Genomic DNA, 17,618 nt, shown 5'->3' with positions numbered 1-17,618 from the left:
CGCGGGGGCAAGGGGTACATATGAACGGGGAACTCGTTCCTTTCACGGGCATGCTGCCCGCACTGATCGGCGAAGCGCGCAGGCGGCGTGTCGTCATGGGATTCGCCTTCGCGGTCATCGCGCTGGCTGCCCTCGGCGTCGGCTCCGTCTGGCCGAAGAAGTACGAGGCATCGACCACGATCCTCGCCCAGGAAGCGAGCATCATCACGCCCCTGATGGAAGGCGCGGCGACGGCAACGGGTAACAAGAACCGCGCCGGCATCGCCCGCGACGTGATCTTCAGCCGCAAGGTGCTCGACCAGGTACTGGAAACCGGCGGCTGGCTCGCATCCAATCCGTCGCCGCTGGAGCGCGACAAGATCGTCGATGGCATCAAGTCGCGCACGAAGCTGGTCAACAACCGCGACAACCTGATCACGATCAGCTATTTCGATTCCGACCCGAAGCGTGCGTTCGAAGTCACCCGCGCCTTCGGTCAGTTGTTCATCAGCGAGAGCCTGGCATCGAAGCAGCGCGAGAGCCGCGAAGCCTACGAGTTCATCAATAGCCAGGTCGAGGCGTACCGGACGAAGCTCACCGACGCGGAAGACAAGCTGAAGGCGTATCGCGACGCCAACGCGGACGCGCGTCCCGGCAGCGAGACCGACACCAATACGCGTATCAGCCAGCTGCGCACGCAGATCGAAAACAACCGCATGGACTACATGCAGAGGCAGTCGCAGGCCGCCGTGCTGTCGTCTCAGTTGAACGGCGAGTCGGAGGTCAACGCGGTGCAGACGGTCGGGGGCATCTACCAGACGCAACTCGCCGACCTGCAAGGGCAACTCGACAAGCTGCGGTTGAACTACACCGAGGATTATCCGGACGTGATCCGCCTGCGTCACCAGATCGAGGACGTGCGCCGTCAGGCGCAGACCGCGGACGCACAGCGTGCCTCGGGCGGCGCCATCGCGCTCGACCATGCCGTGACGATGAACCCCGTCTACCAGCAGATGCGCCTGCAGCTCGCCGCCGTGCGCGGCGACGCGGCCGCCAGCGCGGCCCGTGTCGGCGCCAGCGAGGCGATGCTCCAGGCCGAACTGGAACGCAGCAAGCGCATCGCCAATTCCGAGAACGTGACTGCCGAACTCACCCGCGACTACACGGTGAACCGCGACGTCTACCAGGACCTTCTGAAGCGCCGCGAGAACGCGCGTGTATCGATGAATCTGGACGCCGAGCAGCGCGGCCTGACCTTCCTCGTGCAGAACCCCGCGATGATGCCGCTGGTGCCCTCGGGCCTGCGCTTCATGCATTTCGGCCTGGCCGGTCTCGCCCTGTCACTGGCGATCCCGCTCGGCTTGTTGTTCGCGGTGGCGCGGTTCGATCCACGCGTCCGTTCCGTCGCCCAGCTCGAACGCGCCACGGGCTTCCCGGTGCTGGCCGCGATTCCGTTCTACCCGACGCCGCGCGATCGTCGCCGTGAGCATCTGCACAACATGATGCTCGCGCTGATCGTCGTCGGGGTCGCCGCCGTGTACCTCGTGGTGTTCTGGCTGAGGATGAAGGGCTGAAGATGAACAAGATGGCCGCTGACAATATCGAGATGGGCGAAATGGTTGCCGATCGCGACGAAGGAACCGATGCGTCGCCGGGGCATTCCATCGCGCGGATGCGTGAAGAGGGCGGGGCCCTGGCGCCGATCGACTGCGAACGCAAGCGACTGATCCATCGCGAGGAGTCGGTGCGGCAACAGTCCGACGCCTTCCGCGGCATCCGCACGCGGCTGCTGGAAATGGCGGGCGAGCACAACTTCGTCACCCTGGTGGTCTCGGTGAGCCCGCGCTCGGGCGGCAGCTTCGTCGCCCGGAACCTCGCCACCGCCTTCGCCTTCGACGAATCCAAGACCAGCCTGCTGGTCGATTGCAACCTTCGCTACCCGAACCAGCACAAAGCCTTTGGCGTAGAACCGCGCACCGGAGGGCTGATCGATTTCCTCGAACATCCGTCGCGGGGCATCGCCTCGATCATGTACCACACCGGCGTGCCGCGCCTGCGCCTCATACCGGCCGGCAAGTCGCGCGAGAACAGTGGCGAGTACTTCTCGTCGTTCCGCATGCGTGCGGTGCTCGACTCGTTGCGTTGCCGTTACTCGGACCGGTACCTGTTCCTCGACGGTCCGCCGATCAAGGGTTCGCCGGATGCACGGATCCTTTCGGATCTGGCGGATTTCGTCGTGATCGTCGCCGGCTACGGCCGCGATACCCCGGCGACGATCAACCAGGCCGTCGCCAATTTCGACCCGGCGAAACTCGCCGGCGTGGTGTTCAACCAATCGCCGTGAGCGCGGCACCCTGGCACGCGGCCGGCAGGCGTCGTGCGCCAACAGGGGTAAAGGGAGGGAACATGCCGGCACCGTCCAGGCTCGCCCGCGCCATCGTGCTCGCGCTCGTGTCGGTACCCGGCGTGGTGCTGGCCGGTACGCTCGACTACACGCTTTACGCCGGCTTGGAGCACAGCAACAACATCGCCCTCTCGTCGGAGCGTCCCGTCAGCGAGAACGTGCTGACGCCCGGCGGCACGTTCCAGTTCACCCAGCTGGGTTCGACGTTCCAGGCCAACGTGGCCGGCACATTCGAATACCGCAAGTATCTCGGCAACCATTTCGATTCCCAGGCACAGACCCAGCTGGCCGGGCAGGGCAACTGGACGATCGCGCCGGATCGCCTCGATTTCTCCGTGGAAGACTATGCGGGCGTGCAGCCGGTCGACCAGTTGTCGAGCGACTCACCGGACAACCAGCAGCAGACCAACGTGCTCGTGCTCGGCCCGACCCTGCGCATGCGCTTTGGCGAAACGACGCGTGGCCAGTTCGAACTGCGCTACATCAACAGCTATGCGTCGAAGGTGGACGACTTCGATTCCTCGCGTGGCCTGGCGGCCTTCCGTGTCTATCGTGACCTCAGCCCGACCAACCAGCTATCGGGCAATGTCGAGTTCCAGCGCGTCGACTTCACCAACCAGGGCAGTGAAGCCAATTACGACCGCAAGGAGGCGTTCGTCCGCTATACGAGCACGCTGGCTCGCTTCGACCTGGACGTCATGGCCGGCGGGACACGCCTGGAATTCAACGATGGCGGTAGCAAGTCGGCGCCGCTGGCGCGTCTGAGCCTCGGTTGGCGGCCCACGGCGCGCAACACCGTTTCCCTCACGGGTGCCTACCAGTACGCGGACGCGGCGCAGGACATGATCACCACGCCCGGCGTCTATGACGCAACGGTGGCCGATCGCGTCGAGGCATTCGATCCATTCGCCGCCACGGGTGGCCTGGGTCGCGGCAATGGCACGGGTATCGGCGTGGGCAGCGCCGTGATCGGCTCGCAGGTCTACAAGGAAAAGCGGCTCGATGCGACCTGGAACTGGCGTTCGGAGCGCGTGGTGCTGACGGTCTCACCCTCCTTCAACAAGTTGCGCTACATCGGCGACCCCACCTTCGACCAGACCGACAAGGGCATCAGCGTGGGTGTCGGCTACCGGATTCGTCCGACCCTCACCCTCACCGGCTACGCCTCGGGCAGCCGCCTCAAGTACGACAGTCTCGAACGCAACGACACCACCGTGCGCCTGGGGCTCGACCTCGGCCAGCAGTGGAACCGGCACTGGAGCTGGCACGTGTCGGTGTCCCGCGAGCGGCGCAACAGCGATGCCGTGGGCCAGGACTATCGCGAGACCCAGTTTTTCGTCGGCGTGGTCTACAGGAGATGAGTGTGCGAACCGACGCCGAGATTCCCTTCTTCTTCGGGGCCGACGGCGGCCTCTTCGGCATGTACCACGCGCCGGCCTTGCCCGCGCGCCGTGGGTTGTTGATGTGTCCACCGCTGGGTCAGGACCTGATCCGTTGCCACCGCCTCTACCGGCAACTGGCACAGGCGGTGGCCGGGCAGGGCCTCGCGGTACTGCGTTTCGATTATCACGGCACGGGCGATTCCGCCGGCAGCACCGCCGAGGTGGACTGGGAGCGCTGCATCGCCGACACGGCGGCCGCGGGCGATGAGTTGCGCAAGCGGGCGGGTGTCGACCGCATCGTGGCGTTCGGCGCCCGGCTGGGCGGCAGCGTGGCGCTTGCCGCCGCCGACCGCGCCCGTTTCACCGAGGTGATCGCCTGGGATCCCGTGCTGGATGGCGACGACCATGTCCGCGCCCTGGACGCCTTGCAGGCGGCCCTGCGCGAAGACACCGACCGGTTCAACCAGCCACGCAGCGATGCCGACGTGGCCGGGCAATGGCTCGGTTTCGAGATCGGCGACCACTTGCGCCGGCAGCTATCGGCGCTGCACCTGCACGCCTCGCACGTTCCCACGCTGGTGCTCGATTCGCTTCCGCCGGTCGCGAACGGGCGCTGGGAGCGCATCACCTCGCCACGCGGCGCCGTGTCGGCGATCGCGCCATCCACACCGTGGAACGACCTGCGCAGGCTCGAGAGCGCGATCCTTTCGCAACCGCTGATCCAGGCCGTGAGCGGCCGCCTGAAGGAGATCGCGTGATGCGCGAGGAAGCCCATCGGTTCGGTCGCGGCAACCATCTGGTCGGCATCGCCGGCGTACCCACGCCGGCGAGCGGCGAAACCGGCGTGATCGTGATCAACGCGGGTCTTGTCCATCGCATCGGTCCGTTCCGGCTGCATGTGGAACTGACCCGGCAGCTCAATGCCAGCGGCTATCCCACCTTGCGTTTCGATCTTTCGACCCTCGGCGACAGCGGCGCTACCGGCGGCGGGCAAACCCGGACACAGCAGGTGTGCGCTGATCTCGACGACGCGATGAACCTGCTCAAGGCGCGCGCGGGGTGCGACCGGTTCGTCCTGGTCGGCCTTTGCTCCGGCGCACAGAACGCGCACATCGTCGCCGCCACCGATCCGCGCGTATCCGGGGCGGTCTTCCTCGACGGCTACGCCTACCGGACCCTGGGATACAAGTTGCGCCATTACCTGCCGCGCATCGTCGATCCGGGCCGCTGGGCGCGCTTGTTGCGACGTGGCGCCGCCGCGAACGGCGCTGCTGGAAAGACGGCGGCCGAGCCGATTTTCGCGGTGGCGCCCGCGCCGCGCCAGGAAGTGATCGCCGATTTCACCGGCATGGTCGCACGCGGCATGAAACTGTACCTGGTGTATTCCGGCGGCATCAGCAACTACTTCAACCACGCGCGGCAATTCCGCGAATGCTTCGGCAAGGTGATGAGCCATCCGGCGGTCACCACGCGCTATAGCGCCGAAGCCGACCACACCTACATCCTCACCGGCGACCGGGCCCGTCTGCTCGACGGTATCGGCGGCTGGCTCACGCACAATTTCCCGCCGGCCGCGGCCGGGAGGCACGCATGAATTCGGTCCTGGTCACGGGCGGTGCCGGTTACATCGGCAGCCACACGGTGCAACAACTGGTCGAGCGCGGCGATCGCGTGGTGGTTATCGACAACCTCTCGACCGGATTCCGCGACGCCGTGCGCGGTGCTTCTTTCGTGGAGGGAAACGTCGGTGACCTCGACCTCGTCTCGCGCGTGCTCGATGCGCACCGCGTGGATGCCGTGCTGCATTTCGCCGCGCATACCGTCGTTCCCGAATCGATGAGCGACCCGCTCAAGTATTACGCCAATAACACCGGCAATACGCGGAACCTGCTGGCGTGCTGCGCGCAGGCACGCGTGGACAAGTTCATCTTCTCCTCCACGGCCGCCGTCTACGGCACGACCGAGGCAGGCATCGCCGATGAGGACACGCCGACCCAGCCGATCAATCCCTACGGCCGCTCCAAGCTGATGTCCGAGACGATGTTGCGCGACTGGTGCGACACGGGCGCGATGCGCCACGTGATCCTGCGCTACTTCAACGTGGCAGGCTGCGACCCGCAGGGCCGGATCGGCCACTCGACGCCCGAGGCGACGCTGCTGATCAAGGTGGCTTGCGAACACGCGGTCGGCAAGCGCCCCAGTGTGGCGATCTATGGCACGGACTACGACACGCCCGACGGGACGGGCGTGCGCGACTTCATCCATGTGGAAGACCTGGCGGCGGCGCACCTGCGCGCGCTGGACCACCTGCGCGACGGCGGTTCGTCGCTCACCCTCAATTGCGGCTACGGCCATGGCTACAGCGTCCGCGAGGTGATCCACGCCGTGGCACGCGCGGCAGGACACCCCCTGAACGTGCTGGAGTTGCCGAGACGGCCGGGCGACATACCGCAGTTGATCGCGCGCAGCGACAGGCTGCGCCGCGAACTCGGTTGGGAGCCGTGCTACGACGATCTCGACGTCATCGTGCAGACCGCGCTGTCCTGGGAATACCGGTTGGCCAGCGCCGCGTTGCCTACCGCGTCCGTGGCATGAATGTCCGTTGTCACGTGTCGCTGCGCGAACGAAGGCGCGCGTCACGCGGGCTCGACGAGTCGCCGCCGTCGTCATCGGGATTACCGCGCCACGTGCTCTGGGTACTCGGCGTTTTCCTGGGGTTGGCTGCCGCGTTTCTCCCGGCGACAGCGGCCAGCTCTTCTGTGGGAGCCGCTTCAGCGGCGATCCCGCGGCAGCGGGCCGGTTCCGGGCAAGCACCCATCGCCGCTGAAGCGGCTCCCACAACAGCCTTCGCGAAGGTCGTTCGCGAGATCACGGTGCGTCGGATAGCAGGAAAGGGCGATGACTTGCCCGTGACCGTGGGGATTCCGTTCCCACCGGGCGTGCTACGCGACCCGAAGCAGCTGCGCATCGTAGATGACCGCGGCAGGGAGGTTTCCTCGGCGGTGACGTCCACCATGGCCTGGCATTTTCGCGATGGCAGCGTGCGCGCCGTGCGCGTGCAGTTCCGCGCGGCGCCTGGCACGTATCACTTCACGTTCGATACGGCGCGCACGGCCGATATCCCCGGCTGGCCCTACGCGAACGGGCTGGTCGACGGCAAGCTTGCCGCTATCGCGACGTTGACGCCGGCATGGCTCACCGCCTCCCTGATCGCGGGACCGCAGTCCGTGGCGGCTAGCGATGAGCCGTACGCCCGCTATGTCGACGGCCAGTTCCGCTGGGCGTCCACGTTGCCCGTGAAGGACACGACAGCCTGGTTGTTCGACCGGCCGTCGACCTTGTTCAAGGCCTATGTGCGCACGGGCAGGGCGGATTACCTCGAAGCCGCCGAAACGAGCTACCGCTGGTACATGGCCGGCATCAAGCGCGACGGCCTGCCGGTGAGCCCGGCCTGCGGTGGCGGCTGGTTGCCCGACGGCAAGCCGTGCGACGTTAAGTACGTCTATATCGAACCGGTGTTGCTCGCGGTGGCGCTCACGGGCGACGACTCCATGCACGATGCGGCGACCGTGGCGAAGATGGCCGACCTCTGGAACAGCGGGGGATGGAACGGCGCGCCAGGCCCGTACAGGCGTCCCGGCGACTATTTCACCGAACGGCTCGCCGGCCTCGGCCTGGTCGAGACCGTCGCCGCCTATGAACTCACCGGGGACGAGCACTACCGGCAACGCATCGACGCGCGTGTCGGCTGGTTGTTCGACCACCAGCGCTCGAACCCCGACGGCCTCGGCGACGACGGTTCGTGGCGCAACAGCTGGAATGTGCACGAGAACGATCCGCACGGCAGCGACGACATACGTGGCGCATCGCCGTGGATGAGCGAGAACATCGTGGACGGACTCTGGCATGCGTGGCTCGTCACCGCCGATCCGCGCATCCCGGGCATGCTCACCGCGTTCGGCCGTTACCTCGAGCGTTACGGCTGGATCGACGCGAAACAACTCGTGCCACCGCATGACTGGCGTAACGACTGTTCCGGTCCTGGCGGGCAGATCGCCTGGTACTGGTCGTCATCTCAGGCGGAGCCCGAAACCTTGATGAAGATCCAGGAAAGCGAGGGCTGGTACAGCGACGGCCATACCGTCGAACTCGGGCTGCCCGTGGCGGCGGCGTGGTACTTCGAGAGCGACCCCGTCCAGGCCGCCGCGTTGAAGAGGCGTTTCCGCGCGATCGCGTCGTCCTACAGTCCCGCCTGCGCGGCCATTTCGGATACCTTGCGCCGTTTCAACTGGAATAACCGTGGCGCCGGCGTGGCGCAATGGATGATGGCGCAGCCGGCGGGTTCCGGCGCACGTCATGTGGCGGCCACGCCATGAACCGCCGGGTCGCCGTCCTTCGCAGCATCGGCATCGTCACCGTGTCGACCTACATCGAGTACGCCCTCGGCTTGCTGATGAGCGTGTGGATCGCCCGGTCGCTCGGGCCGTCCGATTTCGGTCGTTACGCTTTCACCGTGTGGCTCTGCGGCTGGCTGATCGTCTGCTCCAACCACGCCCTGACCACCTCGTCGACCAAGTTCATCGCCGAGGCCGACGGGATGGGCGATCCATCGCTGGCCTCGCATCTCGCTGCACGGTTCTCGCACATCCAGACCTACAGTTCGGTCGCGGTCATCGCTCTTTTCATCCTGGTCGGCTGGCTGTTCCGCCCGGCGGAATGGGACGACTCGCTGCTGCCGATCATGGCCCTCGTCGTCGTCGCCGTGGTCGCCAAGGCGAACTACGCCATGCTGGTCGCCATCGGCAAGGGCCAGGAACGTTTCGAACCGGAAGCCGTGGCCACGGTCGCCGGGGGCATCGTCGGCATGCTGCTCGTGCTCGGTGCGATGATCCTGCACGCGGACCTCGTTTCCTTCGTGGCCTTGTTCGCGGTGGCGTGCCTGCTGCTGAACCTGATCAACCGCATCGCCTACCGGCGCTGCTGCCGTCCCTTCGAAGCGGGCGCCGTTCCGGCCGCCGTGAACAAGCGCGTTAACCGTCACCTCAGGCTCACCGCCGCCCTGGTGCTGATGGGCTCGTTCCGCGTCGGCACCATCGAGGTGTTCCTGCTCAACGTCTTCACCGGCTCCGTCGCCGTGGGTTACTTCGCCATCGCCGGAACGCTCACGCGCGGCGCCGTGCAGCTGTTCTCGGTGGGCCTCACCTCCACCTTGCTGCCGTACATGGCCAAGACCTATGGCGAAAGCGGCACCGCGCGTGCCGCGCGCTTCCTTTCCGAAGCCACGCGTTTTTACTGGGCGGTCGGCATCGCCATCGCCGGGTTGGGTCTGGTCACCACGCCGGAGATCGTCCGGCTGATGTACGGCAACCGGTACGTCGATGCGATCCCCGCCATCGAGGCCACCCTGGTACTGGGTGGGCTCCTGCTCATCGGCAACGGCATCGCCGCGTTCCAGACCGTGGTCGACCGGCAGGACGACCGCATCCGCATCGCCGTCGTCGCCCTCGCCGCCAATGCCGTGCTCGGCGCGGCGTTGATACCGCCGCTGGGCCTGGCCGGTGCCGTCGTCACCTACGCGGCGACACGCGTCGTCGAAATGGCCCTGGCGATCCACTACCTGCGCAAGGCGACCAGCGGCGCCCTCCCGGTCGGGGCCATGTCGCGACTGTTCGCCGTGGGACTGGTGGCGACGCTGGCGGCCTGGGGCGCGACCGCCGCGACACCGTCGCGCCTCGGCTTCCTCGTCGGCGCGGCCGTCTTCATGGCCCTGTACCTCCCCGGCAGCATGCTGGTTCGCTACTGGACCGGCGACGACATCCACCTGATGACGGGCATCAGCCGCCGTCTGGGTCCACCCGGGCGGCTGCTCGGCCGGGCACTCCAGTTCGTTCACCCATCCGTGGCGAAGGCCAGTCCATGAGTTACGTCTGCTCCACCTTGCATACCCTGGAGGCCCTTCGCGAACTTCGCGACGAGCTGGCGCACGTCGCGGAACAACCAGCGGCGGCCAGCGGCATCGTGCAACATCCGGACTGGATCGCCTACGAGGTGGCCAGCCGTCGCGACGGGACCGTGCCGCACGTGATCGTCGTCCGCGACGCGGAGGGCAGGGTGGCCGGCTATGCTCCGCTGCTCGCCATCGATCACACCGCGAGGCTCGACCTGGCGGGACGGCGGCTGAAGTTGTACCGCGGCGCGGCCTTGCGCATGCTCGGTGGCGGTATCGTCGCGAGCGAGGCGGAACGCTCCGCCGTCGAACTGCTCGTGGCGCGGCAGATCGTCCACGACACCAGCGTTCGCGTCGTTCGCATCCAGGAGGCGGACCTGCCCAATCGCTTCGCGGCGTCGTTGTCCCATGGCGGTGGGTTCCGCACGGTGGCGGCGCACCTGCTGGACCAGGTGCATTGGTCGATCGATCCCCAGGCTTCCTCCGAGGCGTGGCTTGCCGCCATGGACAAGAAGAAGCGCGCCGACCTGGTACAGCGCGTGGGGCGCGCCTATCGCAAGCTGGGTGGAGACGCCGTGCTGCGTGTGTTCGACCGTGGCGAGGAGATGGCGGAGTACTGCCGGCTCATGAACGAACTGTACGCCCGCACCTGGCACCATGCCGACCTGCCGACCGACTGGGAGGCACCGGAGCGGGTCGCCTTGTTCCGGCGCCTCGCGGATGCGGGACAGCTGATCGGTCACGTGGTGGTTCGCGACGGCCGGCCGCTAGCCTATGTGCATGGCTATCGCATCGCGGGTACCTATCTCGTCGACGATCTCGGTTACGACGAGGAAGTGGCGAAGGTGGGCATCGGTTCGGTGGCCGTGTTCCAGGCGGTGCGTGGCCTGCTCGACCGTTTCCCGGGCGAACGGATCAGCTTCGGTTACGGCGACAACCAATACAAACGGCTGCTGTCGAACCGTGCCGAGCCATGCGGCTCGCTGTACGCCGTGCGTGCCACACGCGCCACGGCGGGGTTCCACATGATCGCGCCACTTCGCTGGCTGTATCGGGGCCTGCACCGCGTGCGTGCGGACATGCAGGCGCGCCGGCAGGGGTGAAACGGGAAGCCGCCGTCGGCCGGATGGACTAAGCCTCTGGACGATGGGCAGGGCGGCCTTTGAGGCGCAGGCTAAGGGCTGCAGGATCCGTCCAGAGGTGCTCATGAACACGCAAGTCGACTCCCGGCCGTACCAGGAGGCGACGGCAAGGCTGCCGTTGATCCGTTCCTTTCTCGAAGCGCGCTACGCGCGGACGTTTTTCGCCCACCGGGCGCTGACCCACCATCTCTATCGTGGTGTGTTCCCCACGTTCGATGAGGCCCAGGCGAGCATTCCCGCCGTCAACACCAGCGGCTACGACAACACCGAGTCCGCGGAGCTCTATCGCGAGCGGATCCGGCGCGTCTTCATCAACGACTATCCGATGATGTACTGGCTCGGCCGCTTTTTCGCGGACGGCGCGCGTAGCGTCTTCGACATCGGCGGACACATCGGCATCGCCTATTACGCTTACCAGAAATACCTCGCCTATCCGGCTGACCTGCGCTGGACGGTGATGGACGTGCCCGCGGTCAACGCCGCAGGCGAGCGCTGGGCGAAGGACCACGATGCAACCCGTCGCCTGGATTTCGCGGACGACGTGGCCAAGGCGTCCGGCGTGGACGTGCTGTTCGCGGCGGGCTCGCTGCAATACCTGCGTTATTCACTCGTCGAGGCGCTACAGGCGATGGAACACCGGCCGCGTTTCCTGTTGCTCAACTCCGTGCCCGTCCATATGCGCGAGTCGTACTTCACCGTGCAGAACATCGGCACCGCCTGCTGCCCCTACCGGGTGACCGCCGAACGTGAATTCCTCGGCGGACTCTCGTCGCTCGGTTACGAATTGCAGGACCGTTGGGAGAATCCGCAACGGTCCTGCATGATTCCGTTCCATCCGGAGCGGTCACTGGACCGCTACTTCGGTTTCGCTTTCCGCTCCATCCAGTCGTAGACGACCGGCAACAGCACCAGGGTCAGCAGGGTGGAGGTGACGAGGCCACCCACGACCACGGTCGCCAGTGGCCGTTGTGTCTCCGCGCCAACGCCGCTGGACAGCAGCATGGGCACGAGGCCGAGGATCGCGACGCTGGCGGTCATCAACACCGGCCGCAGACGCAGGGCCGTGCCGCGCAGCACGGCTTCGCGCACGTCCAGCCCAGCGGCGCGCTGCGCATCGAGGAAGCTCACCAGGACGATGCCATTCAGCATCGCCACGCCGAAGACGGCGATGAAACCGATCGCCGAGGGTACCGAGATGTACTGGCCGGTGATGTACAGGCCGAAGATCCCGCCGATGATCGCGAAGGGCACGTTGGCCAGGATCAGGCTCGCGTGGCGCAGTGAGTTGAAGGCGGTGTAGAGCAACACGAAAATGAGGAAGATGGTCGCCGGTACGATCAGGGCGAGCCGCTTGAGCGCCCGCTGCTGATTTTCGAAGGCGCCTCCCCATGCGGTGTAGTAGCCGGTGGGGAGGGTGACCGACGCGCCGATGCGTTCGTTCGCCTCGCGAACGAAGCCGTCGATGTCGCGCCCGCGCACGTCCATGGCGATCACGGCGTAACGCTGCAAGGCTTCGCGGCGGATGAACGAATACCCTTCCGCCGTGGTGACCTTGGCCACCTGACCGAGCTGGACCAGGGCGCCGGACGGTGTCCGGATCGGAATCCGCCCGATCGCGACGGGCGACGCCTTGCTGGCATCGTCCAGGCGCACGGTGATGTCGAAGCGACGCACGCCATCGAGCAGGGTCCCCACCGGTTCGCCACCGATGCCGTTGCGCACCACGGTGAGCACGTCGTCGGCGTTGAGGCCGTACCGGGCCAGGGCCTCGCGGTCCACCTCGATGCGCAGTTGCGGCTTGCCGATATTGGCCTCTAGCGCGAGGTCCGCCACGCTGGGTACGCGAGCCAGTACATCCTTCATGCGCGACGCCAGCCGGTCGAGTTCGCCCAGGTCGTCGCCGTAGATCTTCAGTGCCAGGGTGGCACGGACGCCGGAGATCAGTTCCTCCACGCGCATCTGGATCGGCTGGGTGTAGCTCACCACGGCGGTGGGCAGGAATGTGCCGAGGTCGTCCTGCATGGCTTGCTCGATCGACTCCAGGGTCTGTCCGTCGCGCCACTGCGATCTTGGCTTCAGTGGCGTATAGACCTCCATGTAGTTCACGTCCGCCGTCTCGCCTTTTTCGGCGCGCCCGATCATCGCCAGCGTGGTCTCCACTTCGGGGAAGCGATTCCCGATCCGCTCGGCGACGCGCTTCGACAGGCCGATCGATTCCTCCAGCGAGGCCGATGGAATCGAGGTGATCCGCCACATGATCGCTCCCTCGCGCAGGTTGGGCATGAATTCCTTGCCGAGGAAGGGAAACAGGGCCAGCGCCGCGAGAAGAGCGGTTCCCGCGACACCGATCACGACCGGCCGGTGCGCGAGCGACCAGCGCAGCACGCGCGCATAGCCGCGTTTCAGCCAGGCGACCAGGCGGGTGTCCTTTTCCTCGCCGGGCTTGAGCAGTAGCGCAGCGAGGACGGGAATGAGCGTGAGCGCCAGGACCAGCGATCCCGCCATGGCGAAGCCGATGTTGAACGCCATGGGCCTGAACATCTTGCCTTCCAGCCCCTGCAGGCCGAAGAGCGGCAGGAACACCACGATGATGATGAGGATGGCGAAGGCGATCGGCGTGGTGACCTCGCGCGCGGCGTCGCGCACGGCGGCCGTGCGGTCCTCGGGTTCGCCCCGGGCCTTGCGCTCGGCCATGAGGCGGAACGCGTTCTCGACCATCACCACGGCGCCGTCCACCATCATGCCGATACCGATCGCCAACCCGGCCAGCGACATCAGGTTCGCGGAAAGCCCGGCCTGCGCCATGCAGATCACGGCGATCAGCAGGGCCAGCGGCAAGGTCGCGACGACGATCAGGGCACTGCGCAACTCACCGAGAAAGAGGAAAAGCACCGCGGCGACGAGGATCGATCCCTCCACCAGGGCGCGCGTCGCGGTGCCCACGGCGGCATCGACGAGGTCGCTGCGCTCGTAGACCGGGCGAACGGTGACGCCTTCGGGAAGCGCCCGCGTCAGTATCGCCAGCTTCGCCTTCACGGCGTCGACCACGTCGCGCGCGTTCTCGCCGATGCGGGCCAGCGCCTGTCCCATGACCACTTCCTTGCCATCGCGTGTCACCGCGCCGGTCCGGGGTGCGCCTGCCTCGATGACGGTCGCCACGTCACGCACGTAGACCGGGGTGCCATCCGCGGTTTTCACGACGATGTCGCCGATGTCGGCGGCATTCCGGACCAGGCCGAGGCCACGCACGAGGTACTGTTCGCGGCCGACGTCGACGACGTTGCCGCCGACCTGGGCATTGTTCGCCTCCACCGCCTGCATCACGTCCTTGATGTCCAGCCCGTGTGCGAAGAGCCGGATCGGATCGACGCTCACCTGGTACTGCTTCTCCTGCCCACCCCAGGACGTGATGTCGTCCACGCCGGGCGCGGTGCGCAGCACCAGGCGCAACGTCCAGTCCTGCAGGCTGCGCAGGTCCATGTCGGACGGCGCCTTGGCGGGGTTTTTCCCGTCGCGTTCCACGGTGTACCAGAACACCTGCCCGAGGCCCGATGTGTTCGGTCCCATCTCGGGCTTGCCGTAGCCCGCGGGAAGGCGGTCGCCCACCTGTTGCAGGCGCTCGTTCACGAGCTGGCGCGCGAAGTAGATGTCCGTGCCGTCGTCGAAGTACACCGACACGTACGACAGGCCGAACAGGCTCACCGAACGGATGTCCTCGACGCCCGGCAGTCCGGCCAGCGCGGATTCGACGGGCGTGCTGAGCAGTCGCTCCACATCCTCGGCGGCGAGGCCGGAGGCCTCGGTGTAGACATTGACCTGGACCGGCGTCACGTCGGGAAACGCATCGATGGGCAAGCTTCCGGCGGCTCTTATCCCGAGCAGGGCGACGACCGCGAACGCGATCAGCACCAGTGGCTTGTACTGCAGCGAAAGTGCGACGAGACGTTGCAACATCACTCTTCCCCCAACTGCGATCGCAGGAGCCGGGCCTTCAGCGCGAACGCGCCCTTGCTCACGTAGGTGTCGCCGGCACGCAGGCCTTGCCGGATCGGGGTCCAGCCGTTGACGGTCGCATCCGTTTCCACGGGAGCGGCTTCGAACCGGCCGGTCGCGCCACGGCGTACGAAGACGGTGGGCTGGTCCTGCAGAAGCAGCACGGCTTCCGATGGCACCGCCAGCCGCTGCGTGGGAAGGCCGATGGCGATACGGCTCTCCACCAGTTCGCCGGGATGCAGCAGGTCGTCGCGGTTGTCGACCTGGATGCGTACCGCCACGGTGCGCGTCGTTTCGTCGGTCTGGTGCGAGCGCTGGAGCACCTTGCCGGGAAGCTCCGTGCCGTGGGCGCCCACGGTCACCATGTCGCCTCGCTTCACGTTCTTCGCCGTGGCGGGAGGCAGCCGCGCCTCGACCCAGATGGAGTCCTCGGTCACCAGGGTGAACAGGGTTTGCCCGGGTTCCACGCGCTGGCCGACGAGGAAGTCGTCGGTGGTGATCCGCCCGGCACGCGGTGCCAGCAATTCGAAACGGCCATCGGCGGCTGACGAACCACGCTTGACCACGCGCGCGATCTGTCCTTCCGAGAGGCCGAACGCGCGCAGTTTCGCCTGGGCCTGGTCACGAGCCACCAGTGTTTCGTTGTAGCGCCGCGCGGACACCGCCTGGGGACCCAGTGCGGAGACGCGTCGCCAATCCTGGCTGGCGACGATCAGTTGTCCCTGCGTCTCGGCCACCTCCACGCCGGAGAGCTCGACCAGGGGCGTGCCGGCGGCCACCACGTCGCCGAGTTTCGCCCGGCGCGAGACGACTTGCGCCGCGATGCGCGGGGAAACCAGTACCGTGGAATACGCATCGACCTTCACCTCGCCGGGCGCGACGATCAGGTCGTTCATCGCGCGGGGCCTCAAGGTGTCGACGACGATCCCTGCTTCCTTGATGGCGGCCTCGTCGAGGGTGAGCGGATCCTCCCGTTTCTCCGCGGGGGCCTGGGCATGACTGGGCACGATCGGCAGGAGGGCGAGTACGAAAATGAGTCGGCGGAGCGGAGCGTTCATCGGGCGGTATCCATCGGAGCGCCGTCGATCCAGTCGTCGAGACGGCCGGCGGCGGCGAGATAATCGAACCAGGCTTGCCAGGCCTGGCTTTCGAGGGCGAGACCGGACAATGCGGTATCGAGGCTTTGCTTCAGCTGCACGAGGTAATCGGAGGTACCGATCTCCCCGGCTTGCCACAGCCGTTCCAGCAAGGCGGTGCGCTCGTCGAGCGCGCTCGCGCGGCTTCCACGGAAAGCACGGGCGGCGGAGAGCAAGGCGCTGTACGTCGCCTGCTGCTGTCTAAGCGCCGCCTGCGAACGCAGCAAGGCGGCACGACGGTTGGCGCTGGCCGCATCCGCCTCCGCCCGGGCCGCCGCGATCTCGGCTCGTCCCGTGTTCAGCACGGGCAGCGGAATCGATACGCTCAGTCCGACGACGCGATCGCTGCGAGCGCCATCACGCACGCGTCCACCGGTGAGGCTCAGCGTGGGATCGGGGCGGCGGGCGCGTTCCGCGACGACGATGCCGGCTTCCGCGCGTTCCTGTTCGGCACGCGCCTGGATCATCTCGGGCCGGGCATCCGCCGGGAGGGGCGCGATCGTGATGGGTTCGGGCGGCAGGGCGGTGGGAAAGGGTGGCAGTATCGATGCCGCGTCCATGTCCACGGCTTCCAGCGCGGCCCGTGCCGTCGCTTCCTGCCCGGCGAGCGAGGCTTGCTGGATCTGCGCTTCACCCACCGCCAGGGCCGCCAGATCGCGTTCCGTACTGCCGATGTCGCCAACCGCAAGCCGTTGCGCGGCGAGCCGGTCGAAACGCTGCATCAGGTCCACGCGTTGCCGGCCCATGTCGCTCTGTCGCACAGCGAGCAGGCTGGCGCACCAGGCTTTCAGCCACTGTGCCGCCACGTCACGCCGCTCGAGCGCATAGCTTGCTTCGCTCATGCGCAAGGCCGCGTCGCCTTCCGCCGCGCGTGCGCGGCGTTTGCCGCCGAGATCGAGTGCGAGGCTCGCTCCGGCCGTGCGCCGATCGACGTCAGCGTTCTCGCCTTCGAAGGTCAGGGAGGGGTTGTATACCGGCTGCGCGGCGGCACGGGCGTTGGCCAGCGCGGCACGCCGGGTGGCATCGGCCGACTGGATGCGCGGATGGTTCGCCCACACCCGATGCACGGCCTCGCGTACGGCGGGCGGGGCGGAAAGATTGGCTGGAAATGAGGCAAGCGCCTGTGGGGCGAATGCGTACAGGAACAACCACAGGCACGCGGCCCTACAGGGCGCGGTACGCGGGGAAAACATGGGTGGATCTCCTGGAATCGGACACGAGTCGACACGGCCGCTCAGGCGGCCGGTGCCGGGCATTCGGATGTCAGGCGATAGGGGGGCGCAGGGGAGAGCGAGCGAAGGCCGGTGGGGCCGTGACCGGCAACGCGGGGCCTACGCGGGAGACCAGTGAGGGAACGGTCACGGTGGTAGTGGCCACCGGCAACGCCACTGCGTGGGCGCACGTGCAATGGCAACCCTTGCCTTCATCGAGCACGCAAAGGTCGCCGTCGTCGAGCGTCACGTTCGAAGCGGCGGTGACGCTCGCGCCGTCACCGGAGAAGGCGACACGCGGGCCGTCGAGCACGCAGAAGGTCGACATCGCAACCTTGAACAGCAGCACCGCCAGGGCGAGCATCCACACGTCGCGGCGGCGAAGGTGGGTGAACAGGCGTGGCGAGGGGCGGCGCATGGCCGC

General features: G+C 67.0%; 14 protein-coding genes. 10 read left to right on the top strand and 4 right to left on the bottom strand.

All coding sequences use genetic code 11. The features are described from left to right. The first annotated feature begins 20 nt into the window (after window positions 1-20). The 10 genes from QFZ41_RS01635 (at window position 21) to QFZ41_RS01590 (ending at window position 11,746) form a co-directional block, all read left to right on the top strand. Window positions 21-1,553, top strand: a complete 1,533-nt coding sequence (locus QFZ41_RS01635; protein WP_429197159.1) for an XrtA system polysaccharide chain length determinant — start codon at window positions 21-23, stop codon at window positions 1,551-1,553. A gap of 2 nt (window positions 1,554-1,555) precedes the next feature. Beyond that, a complete protein-coding gene (locus tag QFZ41_RS01630; RefSeq protein WP_429197158.1) occupies window positions 1,556-2,323 on the top strand; it encodes a polysaccharide biosynthesis protein in 768 nt (255 codons plus the stop codon). 62 nt (window positions 2,324-2,385) lie between these two features. Then, window positions 2,386-3,744, top strand: coding sequence for an outer membrane beta-barrel protein (locus QFZ41_RS01625; RefSeq protein WP_429197157.1), 1,359 nt, complete (start codon window positions 2,386-2,388; stop codon window positions 3,742-3,744). 2 nt (window positions 3,745-3,746) lie between these two features. Continuing rightward, window positions 3,747-4,523 carry a serine aminopeptidase domain-containing protein gene (locus QFZ41_RS01620; protein ID WP_429197156.1) on the top strand — a complete coding sequence of 259 codons (777 nt, stop codon included), beginning with the start codon at window positions 3,747-3,749 and terminating at the stop codon, window positions 4,521-4,523. Further along, window positions 4,523-5,359: a dienelactone hydrolase family protein gene (locus QFZ41_RS01615; protein ID WP_429197155.1), complete on the top strand. Its 837-nt coding sequence runs from the start codon at window positions 4,523-4,525 to the stop codon at window positions 5,357-5,359. The genes QFZ41_RS01620 and QFZ41_RS01615 overlap by 1 nt, the downstream gene beginning before the upstream one ends. Beyond that, on the top strand, window positions 5,356-6,360 hold the full coding sequence (gene galE / locus QFZ41_RS01610; RefSeq protein ID WP_429197154.1) for a UDP-glucose 4-epimerase GalE: 1,005 nt from the start codon (window positions 5,356-5,358) through the stop codon (window positions 6,358-6,360). The genes QFZ41_RS01615 and galE overlap by 4 nt, the downstream gene beginning before the upstream one ends. A 314-nt stretch (window positions 6,361-6,674) precedes the next feature. Further along, window positions 6,675-8,141 (top strand): hypothetical protein, encoded by a 1,467-nt coding sequence (locus QFZ41_RS01605; protein WP_429200162.1) that lies wholly within the window; start codon window positions 6,675-6,677, stop codon window positions 8,139-8,141. Further along, complete coding sequence (locus QFZ41_RS01600; protein ID WP_429197153.1) at window positions 8,138-9,685, top strand: oligosaccharide flippase family protein; 1,548 nt, start codon at window positions 8,138-8,140, stop codon at window positions 9,683-9,685. The genes QFZ41_RS01605 and QFZ41_RS01600 overlap by 4 nt, the downstream gene beginning before the upstream one ends. Beyond that, window positions 9,682-10,815, top strand: coding sequence for a GNAT family N-acetyltransferase (locus QFZ41_RS01595; protein ID WP_429197152.1), 1,134 nt, complete (start codon window positions 9,682-9,684; stop codon window positions 10,813-10,815). Before QFZ41_RS01600 ends, QFZ41_RS01595 begins: the two co-directional genes overlap by 4 nt. A 103-nt stretch (window positions 10,816-10,918) precedes the next feature. Continuing rightward, the gene (locus QFZ41_RS01590) at window positions 10,919-11,746 is read left to right on the top strand and encodes a TIGR04325 family methyltransferase (protein WP_429197151.1); all 828 of its coding nucleotides are present in this window, start codon (window positions 10,919-10,921) and stop codon (window positions 11,744-11,746) included. Here the strand turns inward: QFZ41_RS01590 and QFZ41_RS01585 are convergent. From QFZ41_RS01585 to QFZ41_RS01570, 4 genes are all read right to left on the bottom strand, one after another. Further along, window positions 11,710-14,808 (bottom strand): efflux RND transporter permease subunit, encoded by a 3,099-nt coding sequence (locus tag QFZ41_RS01585; protein WP_429197150.1) that lies wholly within the window; start codon window positions 14,806-14,808, stop codon window positions 11,710-11,712. The genes QFZ41_RS01590 and QFZ41_RS01585 overlap by 37 nt on opposite strands. After that, window positions 14,808-15,905, bottom strand: coding sequence for an efflux RND transporter periplasmic adaptor subunit (locus QFZ41_RS01580; protein ID WP_429197149.1), 1,098 nt, complete (start codon window positions 15,903-15,905; stop codon window positions 14,808-14,810). Before QFZ41_RS01580 ends, QFZ41_RS01585 begins: the two co-directional genes overlap by 1 nt. Then, window positions 15,902-17,176, bottom strand: coding sequence for a TolC family protein (locus QFZ41_RS01575; RefSeq protein WP_429197148.1), 1,275 nt, complete (start codon window positions 17,174-17,176; stop codon window positions 15,902-15,904). The genes QFZ41_RS01580 and QFZ41_RS01575 overlap by 4 nt, the downstream gene beginning before the upstream one ends. A 70-nt stretch (window positions 17,177-17,246) precedes the next feature. Next, the gene (locus QFZ41_RS01570; RefSeq protein ID WP_429197147.1) at window positions 17,247-17,612 is read right to left on the bottom strand and encodes a hypothetical protein; all 366 of its coding nucleotides are present in this window, start codon (window positions 17,610-17,612) and stop codon (window positions 17,247-17,249) included. Between the last annotated feature and the right edge of the window lie 6 nt (window positions 17,613-17,618).

Origin of the sequence: Luteibacter sp. W1I16 (assembly GCF_050434905.1) — a bacterium.
Taxonomy (GTDB): domain Bacteria; phylum Pseudomonadota; class Gammaproteobacteria; order Xanthomonadales; family Rhodanobacteraceae; genus Luteibacter.
The sequence above is the reverse complement of the archived record's forward strand: the minus strand, read 5'-3'. Positions and strand labels throughout refer to the sequence as shown.

Coding starts and splice junctions, on each gene's coding strand:
- QFZ41_RS01635 (WP_429197159.1), top strand. CDS start 21: ATGAACGGGGAACTCGTTCCTTTCACGGGCATGCTGCCCGCACTGATC.
- QFZ41_RS01630 (WP_429197158.1), top strand. CDS start 1,556: ATGAACAAGATGGCCGCTGACAATATCGAGATGGGCGAAATGGTTGCC.
- QFZ41_RS01625 (WP_429197157.1), top strand. CDS start 2,386: ATGCCGGCACCGTCCAGGCTCGCCCGCGCCATCGTGCTCGCGCTCGTG.
- QFZ41_RS01615 (WP_429197155.1), top strand. CDS start 4,523: ATGCGCGAGGAAGCCCATCGGTTCGGTCGCGGCAACCATCTGGTCGGC.
- galE (WP_429197154.1), top strand. CDS start 5,356: ATGAATTCGGTCCTGGTCACGGGCGGTGCCGGTTACATCGGCAGCCAC.
- QFZ41_RS01600 (WP_429197153.1), top strand. CDS start 8,138: ATGAACCGCCGGGTCGCCGTCCTTCGCAGCATCGGCATCGTCACCGTG.
- QFZ41_RS01595 (WP_429197152.1), top strand. CDS start 9,682: ATGAGTTACGTCTGCTCCACCTTGCATACCCTGGAGGCCCTTCGCGAA.
- QFZ41_RS01590 (WP_429197151.1), top strand. CDS start 10,919: ATGAACACGCAAGTCGACTCCCGGCCGTACCAGGAGGCGACGGCAAGG.
- QFZ41_RS01585 (WP_429197150.1), bottom strand. CDS start 14,808: ATGTTGCAACGTCTCGTCGCACTTTCGCTGCAGTACAAGCCACTGGTG.
- QFZ41_RS01580 (WP_429197149.1), bottom strand. CDS start 15,905: ATGAACGCTCCGCTCCGCCGACTCATTTTCGTACTCGCCCTCCTGCCG.
- QFZ41_RS01575 (WP_429197148.1), bottom strand. CDS start 17,176: ATGTTTTCCCCGCGTACCGCGCCCTGTAGGGCCGCGTGCCTGTGGTTG.
- QFZ41_RS01570 (WP_429197147.1), bottom strand. CDS start 17,612: ATGCGCCGCCCCTCGCCACGCCTGTTCACCCACCTTCGCCGCCGCGAC.